Source organism: Undibacterium umbellatum, assembly GCF_014284125.1.
Taxonomy (GTDB): Bacteria; Pseudomonadota; Gammaproteobacteria; order Burkholderiales; family Burkholderiaceae_D; genus Undibacterium; species Undibacterium umbellatum.
The window spans coordinates 306,619-320,276 of record NZ_JACOFX010000004.1 but is presented as its reverse complement, the minus strand read 5'-3'; the positions used below and the strand labels follow the sequence as shown (position 1 = coordinate 320,276).

Here is a 13,658-nt window from a genome sequence, read left to right as displayed (position 1 = left end):
CTGTGCCCCTCTGTGCAAACTCTGTGTCTCTGTGTTGAAAGGTCTTAAACAACTAGAACTCATTTCATAAATAGGATGAGTGCGAACAAGGCGATTTGGGATGCAGTGTAAGGCGTGTCCCGCTGCCAAGGCTCCTGCCTTAGCGAGGGGCACAACGCTGCAATGCGCCCAAATCGTCAGTTCCCGAAGGGTTTGCCTCATAACGCGCGCTGGACTGCGTTGGACTCGTTGTCAATAGGCAAAGCTATTGACTGCCTCGTCCGCCTTGCCAGCCCACGTTATGAGGCAAACGCATCTCACCCTATTCATGAAATGAGTTCTATCTAAATTTCTTCCTGCGTCAATTCCATCGCCATCATGCGGTTGCCTGCCATCAGGCCACCGTCTACTGGCAGGGCTACGCCGGTGATCACGCGTGCCGCATCGGATGCCAGGAACAGCACTGCGTCGGCAATGTCGTCTGGCGTCGCAAAGTCTTGCAGCGGATACCATTTCTTCAAGTCTTCAAACACTTGCGGGTTTTTCTCGGCGCGTGCTTGCCAGGCCTGGGTTTTTACTGTGCCGGGACAGACGATGTTGGCGCGTATGCCATGCTTGCCCAGTTCCATGGCCAGTGCCTTGGTATAACTGATCAGGCCAGCCTTGGCGACACTATAGGCGGGGTGGCCCAGCGAGCTCATGCCATTCACTGAACCTATCAGGACGATATTGCCCTTGCGTTTGCTCTGCATTCCGCTGCGCACGGCTTCCACGCTATGAAAAGTACCGTTCAGGTTCAGGTCCATGTCCTGCTTCCAGCTGCTTTCTGTGGTGCTGGCCAGGTTCAGGCTTTGCGCTGCGCCTGCATTGGCGACCAGTACATCAATGCTATTGCCTTGCAGGGCTGGTGCCAGTGCGGTTTGCAGGGCGGCAGCGTCAGTCAGATCAGCGCCAACGGCAACACAGTCTTGTGGCCCCAGTTTTTTCACCAGCGCTTCAAGTGCTGCACCCGGCAGATCCTGGGCGTATACCTGGTCGCCATTCGCGATAAAGCGCTGGCACAGTACGCTGCCTATGCCGCCGCAAGCTCCGGTGATGAGTACATGACGTTTCATGCTACATCCTTTCCAAACTGGCTGTTGAGTGTCGCTGCCAGATGATCCAATTGTTTTTGTGGTAGCAAGCCGTAATTGTAGAACGCAAAATCACTGATGCCCAGTTCACGCAAACCTGTGATGGCAGTATCCAGTTCTGCACCGGTGTTGAGATCAGGATAACCGGGGCGCAAGATTGCCCGTATCTTTTCTGGCTTGTCACCGATGGCACGCAGGGTATGGCGCGCATCATGGATGGCGCGTGCCGCTGTGGGTTCGTAGAATGGTACTTCCAGATAATCTGCCACGTCAGCCAGGGCTGCCAGGTCACTGCCTTCCTGCCAGCAATCGGCAGTGGGCCTTTGCACCGTGGGGATGATGGCCAGTTGCGTGGTCTTGCGTAATTCAGCAGCGATCTGGCTCACCAGTTTGGTGACACGATGCTGGCGCAAGGAAATGAAGGCACGTAGTTCCTGGTCCCTGAGCAAGTCTGCCTGTATCCAGTCCTGTGCCTGGTTGGCGGTGACAGGCACGGGGTTACTCAGGTAGTCGTTGATATTGCCAGCAATGCGTTGTTGCACAGCCTTAATCTGTATGTCTTGCTCAGTTGCCGCACGCTGGCAGGCATCGCAAAAGCACATGCCCAGCATGACATCCAGCCAGGCGTTCGTTGGTAACTGGGCAAATTCATGGTGATAGCCATGTGCATAGGGTTGCCAGCCAGGGCTTTCCAGTATCAGGCTGCTTGGCTCATATTGCTGCACCAGATCACGGCAAACAGCACGCGCATATTCCAGCACGGCTGGCTGCATGGGGCACAGGCTATACACATAGCGGTCACCAAAGACATTTTTCGTCGTCAGATGTGGATAAGCCGCCCCCAGGCGGCTGTTGTGCAGCAAGACTGTCCAGGCATGCACACGCAGGCGGCCATCAGCCAATAAGTCTGCCAGCACATTGCGAATGGCGGCATCGCTATGTGCCTGCGGTTTGATTTCGCCATATCGTTCTTGCCGTGGTTCAAAATACAGCACGCCATCTTCAGGGAAAATCACCTTCGGCCCCTTGCGTGCATGTGGCCGCAAGAATTTGCCTGCATGGTAGCTGCAAGCCAGGCTGACGTCGGTGACACCCATGGCCAGCGCCGCATCGACAAAGGCGGATACACCGATATCCAGTACATCCCAGGCATAGACATAGATGGATCGGTAGGCAGTATCTATTTGCATGTGCATGATTATATCTACGGTTGTTAAGACGAGGGCTAACGCAAAACCGCCCCAACTGCGTTGCAGCTCCTCGCCGTACTTCAAGTACTGTCTTCGTCGCTACGCCTTGCTGGGACAATTTTGCGTAAGCCCTATGGGGACGTCAAACTGGTTTGTATGCCGTGACTTCTATCTCTATCTTGCAGTCAACCATCATTTCAGAACGCACGCAAGAACGTGCCGGTGGATGTTCACCAAAGTAGTCGAGATAGATGCGGTTGAAAGTCCAGAAGTCGCGCGTGTCATCCAGCCATACCGTCACCTTGACGACATCGGCCAGCGTGCAGTCAGCCAGCGCCAGCACTTTTTTGACATTCTCCATGGTGTGCCGCGTTTGCGTTTCTATGCCACCATCTTCGACTTCGCCGTTTTCTTTCATGGCCACCTGGCCAGAACAAAACACAAAGTCCCCAGCCCGCACCGCAGGCGAAAATGGCAAGCGCTGCCCACCAGCACCCTGAGGAATATTGCCGTAACGTGTAATTTCTTTAGTCATGATTTCTTTCAACGAGTAGGTAAACCACTAAGCACAGTGTCTCTGTGGTCAGCCTTGTGGTCTGCACCAGTATGTGGGCGGCAAGAGCCTTGCTGGGGCAATTTTGCGTATGTCCTATTTATTTTATTAATCCGCGAGCCGTGGCAACTTTGATGGCTCCCAGCCCTGCCAGATGCGCTTGCACTTCATCGCTGACCACGGTCACCTTGCCTGAGAAATAATCATCGTTCTGTATCAGCAAGGCCAGGGCTTCTTTCATGATGGGCTTGCCGCAGATGATGACGGGTGTGCCCGGTAGCATCTTGATGGCCGTGCTGTTTTTGAGTGTCAGCAAGTCGGCACCAAGGATGGCACCCAGCAGGAAATTGGCCCTGTCATTGCGCTCATAAATAGTGAACTGGTCAAGTATGCGAACATTGAAGCAGGTGCGACCCAGGCCTATGGTTTGCGCTGATTTGGCACCGGCCAATAGCATCTCGGGGCTGATGGTGGTCGCAAATGATGATTCCAGCGATTGCGCCAGGATAGTATTGTGGGTGATGACATACATCAGTTCACCCGCCAGCGTGGTCACGCAGCCAGTGATGCGGTTCTTGTCGTCGATACACACAAACTTGGAGTGCGAACCCGGCATCACCATCATGGCCGGGCCGGTAATGCCCATCTGGTCAATGACGCCAATGACTTCGACTTCTTCACCGCGCATCATGTCCATGGATTCACAATTGTGCAGGCCTATGTTTTCCACCACATTGCGCACGCCGGGCACAAACCACAGGGGCTTGGAAAATACTTCGGGGATGGTCACCGACACCATGCCGCGCGCCAGTTGCTGCAAGCCTGCCGGGGCCAGCACATGCGGCAGTTCAAACAGCCCGACGTTAGAGCTGATCATGCCCGAACCCAATACCAGGCTGATATCGTCTTCATTCAGGCAGGCCTGTTCCAGGGTTTTCAGCAAAGTGGCGCGCACACCTTTTTGCAGTTTTTCGCGGTTACCACTGATTGCCGTATCACGCACACCCACTTCATGCGCCTGATGCGCAATCACGACGCCATCGCGCCAAAGGGTCACCCTGGTATTGGTGGTGCCGGTATCTATCGTCAGTATGTGGGTCATTGCAATAAGAATCAGTATAAAGAGCTGGAAAGTGGCAGAAGCTTAACCATGCCCGCCTGGTCTTGCCAGCGATTAATTTTTGAGACTGCGTTTAGATTATTTCAATGTCGGGGTGGTGCTTGATCTGTTTGCGAATTGTAGGTTGGGCTACGCTTCATCAGCCCAACACTGGGCTTTTAAACGACGTATACATTAATTAACCGCCGAGTGTTGGGCTGGTAAACCGTAGCCTAACGAGGCCCGGCCCAACCTACGAATAATGAATGCCCGGATTTTTTTTGTGCATTCTCTTGTATTTCTCTGTGGTGTAGCAGGGAATTCGAGTGGCATGCCGCTCGCCTGCGTAACGAAGACTGCTTGTAAGCAGTCTTCCCTTCCTCCATGTCTCTGTGTTGAGAGGTTTTGTTCTTATTCTTCCAACCCTCACACGCATACTGCCAGAAATCCAACATCTCATCGCCTCAAAATATTTCAATCTTTCATTAAACTAAATTTAATGAACATCTGTTACCGTATTGTTTTTTGATGGATGCCCATGTCTAAACGTCTTCCGCCCTTGAATTCGCTGCGTGTTTTTGAAGTTGCCGCCAGGCGGCTGAATTTTACGCGGGCGGCGGAAGAGTTGCATGTGACCAATGCGGCAATCAGCCACCAGATCAAGTTGCTGGAAGATCATTTGGGCATCGATTTGTTTCATCGAAGCAATAATGTCCTAAGGCTCACCGAGGCGGGGGAGTTATATCTGCCACGCATACGCGAAGGTTTCAGGATTTTCCAGCAGGCGACGGATGCTTTGCTTAATGATAATAATGCCTTGTTGCGCGTGGGCGTGCCACCATCGTTTGGCTCCAAATGGCTGGTGCCGCGCCTTTATCGTTTCCTGAACCGGCATCCGCATATACGGGTAGAAATCGTCTCTGAAGTGGACCGCACTTACCGTGATTGCGATATCTCCATTGATTTTCGCCGTACCCAGTTTGCTGATTTCCGCATCGAGCCTTTTATCGCGACGGAAGTTTTCCCGGTCTGCAGCCCGGCCATCGCCGAACAATTGCAGACACCCGCTGACCTGGCCAGGCAAACCCTGCTACATGAAGTCAGTGCCATGAATGACCCCGACTACCCCAGTTGGCAAGCCTGGTTTTCTACCCTGGGTTTGCCCAACCAGGAATCCCGCCAGGGGCCGCTATTTACCCTGGCCCTGATGGCCTTGCAGGCAGCCATAGACGGGCAGGGCATTGCGCTTGGCCAGGCCTTGCTGGTGGAATACGATATTGCTGCGGGCCGCCTGACAAGGCCGCTGAATGTGGAAACCCCGTTGCGGCTTGATTATTACCTCATCTATGCGGCAGACATGAAAGAGAACCCGGCTTTTCAGGCGTTTCATCAATGGCTGATCAGCGAGGCAAAAGCACATTGAGTCCAGGCTAACTGCAGCATTGATACAATGTTACTTTCACATTAATTGCCCCGCCTATCAGCCTTCATGCGCTCGCCTGCCGATATTCTCGATGTTTTGATAATTTGTCCAGCCAGAACGGCAGAAGTCTTCACAGGCTTTCAGCGTATGTCTGCCTGCAAGGTCGATATCGTCAGCGATGGTCTGGACAGGCAAAGCAGCATCCAGATCACAGCCAGGCAGCTCAGCCTGCACTGCCGTTATGGCAATATCCCTTGCCAGTTGATGATATTGGCAATAGCCGAAGTCTTGCATGACCAGCATCACCATCCCATCTCGCAAGTCTTGCCTGGCGTGCGAGAACTGGTGCTGATAGGCGAAGGCAAGCTCATGCTGGAGCAGGCCATGTTGTTGTCCGGCCATGGCCGGAAGATTACGCTGGTACGGCACAGGCCCAGCGACGCCTGCCGCCGCGTCGTCAACCATTATTTGTCGCGCCTGCGCCATACTTGTTGACCGTATTGGCCTGCCATTCAAAATTTCTTGATGAAGGCAAAAAATAAATCTCACTGTTACAAAAGACCGGACACAGTTACATTGCTGTATGCACATTATTATTGCTTGCCATGTGCCTGAACTTAGCGCCCCAACATCAAAGATAGGATGAATACCCAATATGCAAACTTTGCACGCCGCCATACGCAAGACTGTCATCGCCAGCCTGATCTTCCATGTGTTCAGTGGTGTCAGCCAAGCCGCGCCTTTGGGGAACATGCAAAAAATAGCAGCCGATGCCAATCAGATAGAACTGGTGACGTCAGATGGCAGCATCGTACGCATCAGCCTGCTCAAGCCCGATCTGTTTCGCGTATGGGCTGGCACAAAAGGACAATTGCTCGATGCTGGTGACAAGGCCGCGCCCATCGTGCTGAAGCAGGATTACGACAAAGTCCCTTACCAGTTAACGGCGCAAGCTGATTCAAAAGCCGAATACCAACTGGTGCAAACCTCGGCCATGGCCTTGCGCATCTACCGCGCACCACTGCGTCTGGCCCTCTACAAGCCAGACAATAAAACCCTGGTCTGGCAAGAAATCCAGCCGCTGGAACTGGGTGACAAAGCCAGCTTCCAGACCCTCTCCAGCAGCGCAGATGAAGTCTTATTTGGTGGCGGCCAGCAAAACGGTGCCTATGCCTTCAAGGGCAAGCAGATGGAAGTTTCCTATTCAGGAGGTTGGGAAGAAGGCGATAGACCCAGCCCCGCGCCTTTCTACATGAGCAGCAAAGGCTATGGCGTCTTGCGCAATACCTGGAGCAATGGCAGCTATGATTTCCGCTCGAATGAATACCTGAGCACCAGCCATCAGGAAAAACGTTTCGATGCCTATTACTTCGTCGGCAATTCCATCAAGGACGTACTGGCTTCGTACACAGAACTGACAGGCCGCGCCAGACTCTTGCCGCGCTGGGCTTATGAATATGGTGATGCCGATTGCTATAACGATGGCGACAATAGCAAAAAGCCCGGCACCGTACCCGGCAACTGGAGCGATGGCCCGACAGGAAAGACGCCGGACGTCATCAATTCCATCGCCGCCAAATACCGCGAACACGACATGCCCGGCGGCTGGATTTTGCCGAATGATGGTTATGGCTGCGGCTACACCAATCTGCCCGAAGTCGTTGCCGGGCTGAAGAAACATGGCTTCCGCACTGGCCTGTGGACAGAAAACGGTGTCGATAAAATCGCATGGGAAGTCGGCACCGCAGGCACGCGTGCGCAAAAGCTGGACGTGGCATGGACAGGCAAGGGCTATCAATTCTCGCTCGATGCCAACATGGCAGCAGCCAAGGGTATACTCGACAATTCAGACGCACGCCCCTTTGTCTGGACCGTCATGGGCTGGGCAGGTACGCAACGCTATGCCGTTACCTGGACGGGTGATCAGTCTGGTAGCTGGGACTATATACGCTGGCATATCCCCACCCTGATAGGTTCAGGCCTGTCTGGCCAGGCTTATGCCACCGGTGACGTCGATGGCATTTTTGGCGGCAGCCCGGAAACCTTCACCCGCGATCTGCAATGGAAAACTTTCACACCCGTGCTGATGGGCATGTCAGGCTGGTCCAAGTCCGGGCGTAAACATCCCTGGTGGTTTGATGAACCGTACCGCAGCATCAACCGCGATTATCTGAAACTCAAGATGCGCCTGATGCCCTACATGTACACCTATGCGCATGAGACTGAGCTGACAGGCGCGCCCATCGTGCGTGGCCTCATGTGGGATTATCCGCAAGACCCTAATGCCAATAACGAAAACTACAAATACCAGTTCATGCTCGGCAAAGACTTTCTGGTTGCGCCAGTGTATCGCAGCCAGGTTGCAAGCAGAGGCTGGCGCAAGGGCATCTACCTGCCGCAAGGCCAGTGGATAGACTACTGGGATGGCCGCGTTGTGCAGGCCGATGCCAAAGGCAAAGTCATCGACCAGCAAGTCACACTGGAAAAACTGCCCGTCATGGTGCGCGCTGGCGCGATTTTGCCCATGTACCCGGTCGCCCTGTTTGATGGACAGGTGCCCAAGGACGTGCTGACCCTGGATATCTACCCCCATGGCAAATCCAGTTTTACCCTGTATGAAGACGATGGCGAAAGCCGCCAGTATCAGGCTGGCAAATCCAGCCAGCAAGTCTTCACAGTCGATGCGCCAGAAAACAAGGCGGGTGATATCCGCATCAATGTCGGTGCAGTCAATGGTAGCTACACAGGCATGGAAGCGCAGCGCATCCTGCAATTGCAAGTGCATAGCCGCGCAGAGCCAGATGCCGTCACTTTTGGCCAGCAGACTTTGCCCGCCTTCAAGACCCGTGAAGAATTTCAGAAAAGCAGTACAGGCTGGTTTTACGACACCAATGAAAAATACGGCACTGTCCACGTAAAAACTGCCAAACTACCCGTAGATAAAGCCTACAGCTTTCACCTGGCAATTGCCGCCAGCAAGCAACTGGCAGCGACGGCTGACTACCCGGCTGCACCTGATCTGGGCAACACCATCGCTGCAGACAACCTCATCGTCTTGAACCGCCCGGCAGAAGAACCTGGCCATCCGCTGGAAAATGCCTTCGACGGCAAGCCCGGCACCTGGTTCCGCACCCTGCGTGACCAGTCACAAAAAACCGGTGCCCATGAATTCAGCCTGGCACTGGGCGAACGCCGCATGGTCAGCGGTTTTGAAATCGCGCCACGCAATGACAAGAACTGGCAATACGGCCAGGTCAAAGACTTTGAAATCTACCTGGCCGATACCAATGGCGAATGGGGCAAACCGGTTTACACAGGTCGTCTGAAAAAACAGCAAGAAAAACAAAAAGTGGAATTTGCCGCCAGAGCAGGCCGCCTGTTCCGCTTCCGCGTACTTAGCACGCATGACCAGAATGATGATGGCGAAGCACAAGACCCGATGGTGCTGACCAGCACAGGCGCGACCAACACTGCCAAGGCATACAATGCCTTCAACCCCGTGATCGTCACCCCCATCACTATTTCAGAGTTCAGCATCCTCGAACACCCCATGCCCGACAAGCCCAAGGCGCAAGTGTTCTTGTCTGATGCTGTTGCCAGCAATAGCGCCAGCTACGCCAGAGATATGGCGTATAAAGTCCAGGCAAGCAAAGGAGACGCGAGCATGCAAATGAACGGCCTGCGCTTCCGCAAAGGCCTGGGTGTGACAGGCAATAGCGAAGTCGGCTACAAACTCACAGGCAACTGGCAAACCTTCCGCGCCGACGTCGGCATAGACGACAGTTGCCGCAACAACGGCGGCCTGCAATTCCAGGTCTGGGGCGACGACAAACTCCTGTTCGACAGCGGCCTGATCACAGCACCAGCCGTAGTCAAACCAGAACTCGACATACGCGGCATCAGCAAGCTGGTGTTAAAGACGACAGGCATCAAGGCGAATGACAAAGCCAGGGTGTGCGCAAACTGGGCGAATGCGTCGGTGATCGGGTTTGCGGGGGATAGGGTGGGGAAGTAGCGATGGATAGAAAAATAGAGATCACGTTGATAATTCCCAGGGCGTGACACTTCTGTCTATACTGATTATGTGACTGCATCACTTGGAGGTGACGCAGTCATTTTTTTTGAGAAATTAAATACAAATTTCCTAGCTTGGCAAATAAATAGATTCATATAACGACGTGATGCAATTTGGAAATGTTTACGAATGAAAAATTCTTCTAAGTCGTAAATTTGTCTTCTTTTTAACTTGAGTCAACACACAAATACAACAGAAAAGTTTTAATTTTGTTAAATGTCTAAAATATATCACTCTCTTGGTAAATGTAACCGAATGTAATGCATATACTTAAATAAAAATTAAGTAAATTTAAAATCAATTTTTTTGAATGTTGGTGTCACTCAATAACAGGAACGAAGTATGGCAAATACTAAGACCACAGGAAGCAAAGCAGCCACATCAGCCTCCAAAACTCTACATAGCAATTCAACTGGTGCAAATTCGAAAACTGCCGCTGCTAGTGCTTTGTCACAGACAAGTGCACCTAAAAAACAAACTTCGTCCTCTGCTGCAAGTGCTGCTTCTCAGGTGTTGCGTGATGGTCGAACGAGTGCTCAATCGAAATCAGCTGCTGGTAGTGCGTTAGCGCAGGCAAAAAATAAGAAGTGATATTTGTTGAATATCGAACTAATGCAAAGACCTGATCTAGTTAAATATTATGCGTAATTTTCGATTATTTTTTTTGATAACGCTTCTTTTTTTTGAGGTTGCAATTGCATCAGAGGCACCAACTGTCGGTTTGCTCTATAACACCAAAGAAACGCATTCTCTTACATATAGATGTTTAAATCGAGAATCAAACTTATTAGACTGCGAATTTACACAATCAAGCGTTCGAAGATTGACGAGTCCAGAGAACTTGCCTGAAAAATTAATTAAGGCAAAAGAAGAATACAATAAAAATCCAATCAAATTTAGTGCAGAAGAGTGCGACTCTTATCGCCAAATGATTGAGATATTTGACGGTAAGCGCAAAGCGCCGAAAAGTGAAAAATTAAGTCAGATGAGTGCCACTGAAAAAAGGGATGGTGCAAAATTGGGGCGAGACTTAGTTGCGTTCTGTGATAAAGCTGATGAAAGCAATTATTTAAATATTGTCCGCAATAGTCATGACCGTGAAATGCGAACATGCAAAGTTTCTTCTCAAACATTTAAGCAGAGCTTTCAACCAGCGCCACAATTTAGTGGAGAGATGCCTGTGTGGATTGCAAAATCAGCACCTGACGGCGAATGTGGAATTGTCCAATTATCGCGCTTCGAATCCGAGAAATTTAACAAAAGTAATTATTTGTATTGGAAGTACATTGCTAGAAAAGCTGTCACCAATCCAAATGGCACGACATCATTTGGCATTGCATGCAAAGGATTTGACGAAAATGAATACGTATACGACTGGCGAGAAAAAGAGCATCAATTAGGGTGTGATTACATTAAATTTACTGTATTTTAAGCTGCTATCTCAAATCCAAAATTCCTACAAAAATTGAGTGAACTCGCGTAGATGCGATTAGATTCTGTGGAAACCTAGCTACGCTTGCTAAATAAAAAGCAATCAGGCTTGATGCAAAGCCTTCAAAACCAGCTCTGGCGCAGCGGCAAATACTCTGAGTAGGGAATCTGCCGCACCAGTTGGTTCACGTCTGTGTTGTTCCCAGTTTTGCAGGGTCTTGATACTGACGTTCATGACAGTGGCAAAATCGCTTTGTGACAAACCTGTTTTCTCGCGCACTTGTCTGGCATCGATTTTTGTATGTGGAATTGCTGGCACAGTGGCAGTTTTGTTTCCTGGTTTTGCCTGAACTTTGTTCGTCTTGCCAGATTTATTTAATGTCGTAGTACGAGCAGGCTTGGCCTCGCCTTTAGCGATTTTGCCTGCTTCTGCAAGACTGGCAACCAGGTTTGCGAATAATTCTTTGTCCATTTTTAACTCCTTGCATTTGCGACTTACAATGACTTGGCCAAATCTTTGAGTATGGCTTTTTCGGCGGCTGATAAATTGTCTTTCACTGATTTTGGATAAATCACGAGCATGTAGATTTGGTCATTTGCTGATTTAAAATAGTAAATTGCTCTTGCCCCGCCGCTTTTACCTTTACTGCCGTAATTGACACGTATCTTTCGAATTCCACCGCCACCACTAATCAGGCTGCCAGATTCAGGGTTTTCTACCAGTTCGTTTTGTAATTGCCTGTATTCTTCATCAGTCAACAAGCCTTTCAATTGACTGGTAAAAACAGTAGTTTCTACAAAAACCATCGACACCCTTTCAATACATTGATACCTTATCTTTATATTATACGCCATTGGCGTATATATCAAATTCCCCGGAAAGCCGTTCGAGCGAAGTCAAATCATGATAGAGTTGTGTAATGATGTTGGTAAATTTACATTTGCCATGTAACTTTACTGTTGGAAAGGACTCGCTTGGAACTTGCTGACGCAAATGATGTTGCAGGGTGTTTAGTAGCCCGCGCAGGTTCAATTAGATTCTATGCGTAATCGTATGAATATCAACAGAAAACCTCGCGCACCATTTCAGGCTTTTACCGATTGCAATCTCCTGCTCATTTCTGTGCCGTGAGATGTCTCAGAGCGGCAAGTCTACTTCGTCACTGGCAAAGTACGAGGTCTTTGTGCCCAGCGCCTGCAGGCTGATCTCATGGGCATGTGGGTTATGGTATTCCAGCTTGAGTTTATACGTCTTGGCGGCATCGACGGTCAGTACGGCGAGGACTGGCCTGTGCGTGGTTTCTGTCTGCATTTCATCAAACAGCGAATGCATCAATGGACCCAGCAAGTCTGTGTATTCAGGCGGGGCTGGTAAGACCCTGAGTGTCTTGCCCAGTCTGGACATGAACTGGAAGCTGGCTTGGTTTTTATCCTGGGCCAAAAAACGGCAATACGACTGGTCCCAGGCTTGCGGGGACTCGGAGGTGAGTTTTAAAAGAACTTTTGCCATCAGCAGGGTAAGTTCGTTTTTCTTGGACATGCAGATTTCCGGTAAGGGGGTATGCCGTCATTCTACTATGCCCAAGAGCTTTTTTTATTGCCAGGAAGTATGCATTATCCCTGTCGTTTCTGTGTCGACTATGGACTGTCTCTGCCGCCTTACATCGCTTGCTTCATATTTGGTTGCACTATTACTACTATTTGGCAGGAGAGTCCACGGTGAGCGAGCAAGCGCCGTTTTATCAGAGACTTGGTTTCAATAACTGTGGTTTGAGGCACATGCGCATGTTGCTGTCATTGATGGTGGTGTTGAATTTCTCTTACTGGATCTGGGGCCGTTACATACATCCGGAAAACTGTGCTGACTGGTTTCTTTAATAACGCAGCCTTTAGCGAAATTTTTTCTCAATATTGGCACTGGTGCCATCGTTCTCCATATTTTTCAAGATCATGTTCAAGCGATCTATACGTTCCTTGGCGACGCCGTGGTTGCAAGCCAGGTAGAGATATTTGGTTTGTAAAGGCAAGATGGGTACGATTTGATTTTTAAGACCCAGGTCCTTAATGAACGCATGCCCTACCAGTTCGCCTGTTATCCAAAAATCAAAACGTTTTGCTAACAATTTCCTCGGATTGTCGCGGTCAGCATTGGCAAGTTCAGTGCGAAAGCCCTTGGCCAGTAAATGCTCTGATACCGCACCTTGGCGATAAGCACCCAGCAAGTAGGGATGCAAGTCATCTATGCTGATCGGGCGGCGCGTATCGTCGGCACGCGCAAACACTGTCCATGTGTTTTTTACCAGGGGGCCTACCCACTGGAACATCGCTTCGCGGGCAGGCGTGCGGGTGGTGACATAGATGCAGGTATTTGCATCTTTCTGCGCAGACTGGAAAGAGCGCACCCAAGGAAAGAAATGAATACTGTATTGTTCTTCTGCCCGTGCCATTAACTCGATGATTTTTTCCGACGCCAGGCCTTTTGCTGACTTACCATCGGTGTCAGGATAATTGAAAGGCGGGAAGTCTTCCGAATTCAGGATCAGGGCAGGGTAGTTCGGGGATACAGGTTTTTGGGGCTGGGCAAAGCTGTGCCCAGACATGATGAAAATCATTAAGAATGCCATACGCAAACAAGCGTTGATACAGATGATTTTCATGCTGCTCCTTTGCCTGGCGTTTTTCATCAGGTTGGTCTGGCAATGTTCTGCAAATGCAATTCTTCATTTGACTATAGCAGCATGCGCTCGCATCAGACAAGTTTTGCACTCGAAAGTG

Annotated in this window: 14 protein-coding genes; 6 read left to right on the top strand and 8 right to left on the bottom strand. The window is 50.5% G+C overall.

Annotated elements, in window-relative coordinates; genetic code table 11:
- Positions 1 to 323: 323 nt before the first annotated feature.
- From H8L47_RS11570 to H8L47_RS11555, 4 genes are all read right to left on the bottom strand, one after another.
- Positions 324 to 1,094 carry an SDR family oxidoreductase gene (locus H8L47_RS11570; protein WP_186953731.1) on the bottom strand — a complete coding sequence of 257 codons (771 nt, stop codon included), beginning with the start codon at positions 1,092 to 1,094 and terminating at the stop codon, positions 324 to 326.
- Positions 1,091 to 2,308: a hypothetical protein gene (locus tag H8L47_RS11565; RefSeq protein WP_186953730.1), complete on the bottom strand. Its 1,218-nt coding sequence runs from the start codon at positions 2,306 to 2,308 to the stop codon at positions 1,091 to 1,093. Before H8L47_RS11565 ends, H8L47_RS11570 begins: the two co-directional genes overlap by 4 nt.
- A gap of 136 nt (positions 2,309 to 2,444) precedes the next feature.
- On the bottom strand, positions 2,445 to 2,837 hold the full coding sequence (locus H8L47_RS11560; protein ID WP_186953729.1) for a RidA family protein: 393 nt from the start codon (positions 2,835 to 2,837) through the stop codon (positions 2,445 to 2,447).
- A gap of 118 nt (positions 2,838 to 2,955) precedes the next feature.
- Positions 2,956 to 3,957, bottom strand: a complete 1,002-nt coding sequence (locus H8L47_RS11555) for a 2-dehydro-3-deoxygalactonokinase (protein WP_186953728.1) — start codon at positions 3,955 to 3,957, stop codon at positions 2,956 to 2,958.
- 535 nt (positions 3,958 to 4,492) lie between these two features.
- Here H8L47_RS11555 and gcvA point away from each other — a divergent pair.
- The 5 genes from gcvA (at position 4,493) to H8L47_RS11530 (ending at position 10,884) form a co-directional block, all read left to right on the top strand.
- The gene (gene gcvA / locus H8L47_RS11550; protein ID WP_186953727.1) at positions 4,493 to 5,377 is read left to right on the top strand and encodes a transcriptional regulator GcvA; all 885 of its coding nucleotides are present in this window, start codon (positions 4,493 to 4,495) and stop codon (positions 5,375 to 5,377) included.
- A 66-nt stretch (positions 5,378 to 5,443) separates the two neighbouring features.
- A complete protein-coding gene (locus H8L47_RS11545; protein ID WP_186953726.1) occupies positions 5,444 to 5,872 on the top strand; it encodes a hypothetical protein in 429 nt (142 codons plus the stop codon).
- 160 nt (positions 5,873 to 6,032) lie between these two features.
- Entirely contained in the window at positions 6,033 to 9,392 is a 3,360-nt protein-coding gene (locus H8L47_RS11540) for a TIM-barrel domain-containing protein (protein WP_186953725.1), read from the top strand.
- 402 nt (positions 9,393 to 9,794) lie between these two features.
- Positions 9,795 to 10,043, top strand: a complete 249-nt coding sequence (locus H8L47_RS11535) for a hypothetical protein (protein WP_186953783.1) — start codon at positions 9,795 to 9,797, stop codon at positions 10,041 to 10,043.
- Between the two features lie 49 nt (positions 10,044 to 10,092).
- Positions 10,093 to 10,884, top strand: coding sequence for a hypothetical protein (locus tag H8L47_RS11530; RefSeq protein ID WP_186953724.1), 792 nt, complete (start codon positions 10,093 to 10,095; stop codon positions 10,882 to 10,884).
- A 102-nt stretch (positions 10,885 to 10,986) separates the two neighbouring features.
- Here H8L47_RS11530 and H8L47_RS11525 read toward each other — a convergent pair whose 3' ends face one another.
- From H8L47_RS11525 to H8L47_RS11515, 3 genes are all read right to left on the bottom strand, one after another.
- On the bottom strand, positions 10,987 to 11,355 hold the full coding sequence (locus H8L47_RS11525) for a helix-turn-helix domain-containing protein (RefSeq protein ID WP_186953723.1): 369 nt from the start codon (positions 11,353 to 11,355) through the stop codon (positions 10,987 to 10,989).
- 23 nt (positions 11,356 to 11,378) lie between these two features.
- Positions 11,379 to 11,690, bottom strand: coding sequence for a type II toxin-antitoxin system RelE/ParE family toxin (locus H8L47_RS11520; RefSeq protein WP_186953722.1), 312 nt, complete (start codon positions 11,688 to 11,690; stop codon positions 11,379 to 11,381).
- A gap of 331 nt (positions 11,691 to 12,021) precedes the next feature.
- Complete coding sequence (locus H8L47_RS11515) at positions 12,022 to 12,423, bottom strand: hypothetical protein (RefSeq protein WP_186953721.1); 402 nt, start codon at positions 12,421 to 12,423, stop codon at positions 12,022 to 12,024.
- Between the two features lie 179 nt (positions 12,424 to 12,602).
- Between H8L47_RS11515 and H8L47_RS11510 the strand changes: the two genes are divergently transcribed.
- Complete coding sequence (locus tag H8L47_RS11510) at positions 12,603 to 12,761, top strand: hypothetical protein (protein ID WP_186953720.1); 159 nt, start codon at positions 12,603 to 12,605, stop codon at positions 12,759 to 12,761.
- A gap of 11 nt (positions 12,762 to 12,772) precedes the next feature.
- Here the strand turns inward: H8L47_RS11510 and H8L47_RS11505 are convergent, their stop codons facing one another.
- Positions 12,773 to 13,540: a substrate-binding periplasmic protein gene (locus H8L47_RS11505; protein ID WP_186953719.1), complete on the bottom strand. Its 768-nt coding sequence runs from the start codon at positions 13,538 to 13,540 to the stop codon at positions 12,773 to 12,775.
- Between the last annotated feature and the right edge of the window lie 118 nt (positions 13,541 to 13,658).

Coding starts and splice junctions, on each gene's coding strand:
- H8L47_RS11570 (WP_186953731.1), bottom strand. CDS start 1,094: ATGAAACGTCATGTACTCATCACCGGAGCTTGCGGCGGCATAGGCAGC.
- H8L47_RS11565 (WP_186953730.1), bottom strand. CDS start 2,308: ATGCACATGCAAATAGATACTGCCTACCGATCCATCTATGTCTATGCC.
- H8L47_RS11560 (WP_186953729.1), bottom strand. CDS start 2,837: ATGACTAAAGAAATTACACGTTACGGCAATATTCCTCAGGGTGCTGGT.
- H8L47_RS11555 (WP_186953728.1), bottom strand. CDS start 3,957: ATGACCCACATACTGACGATAGATACCGGCACCACCAATACCAGGGTG.
- gcvA (WP_186953727.1), top strand. CDS start 4,493: ATGTCTAAACGTCTTCCGCCCTTGAATTCGCTGCGTGTTTTTGAAGTT.
- H8L47_RS11545 (WP_186953726.1), top strand. CDS start 5,444: ATGCGCTCGCCTGCCGATATTCTCGATGTTTTGATAATTTGTCCAGCC.
- H8L47_RS11540 (WP_186953725.1), top strand. CDS start 6,033: ATGCAAACTTTGCACGCCGCCATACGCAAGACTGTCATCGCCAGCCTG.
- H8L47_RS11535 (WP_186953783.1), top strand. CDS start 9,795: ATGGCAAATACTAAGACCACAGGAAGCAAAGCAGCCACATCAGCCTCC.
- H8L47_RS11530 (WP_186953724.1), top strand. CDS start 10,093: ATGCGTAATTTTCGATTATTTTTTTTGATAACGCTTCTTTTTTTTGAG.
- H8L47_RS11525 (WP_186953723.1), bottom strand. CDS start 11,355: ATGGACAAAGAATTATTCGCAAACCTGGTTGCCAGTCTTGCAGAAGCA.
- H8L47_RS11520 (WP_186953722.1), bottom strand. CDS start 11,690: ATGGTTTTTGTAGAAACTACTGTTTTTACCAGTCAATTGAAAGGCTTG.
- H8L47_RS11515 (WP_186953721.1), bottom strand. CDS start 12,423: ATGTCCAAGAAAAACGAACTTACCCTGCTGATGGCAAAAGTTCTTTTA.
- H8L47_RS11505 (WP_186953719.1), bottom strand. CDS start 13,540: ATGAAAATCATCTGTATCAACGCTTGTTTGCGTATGGCATTCTTAATG.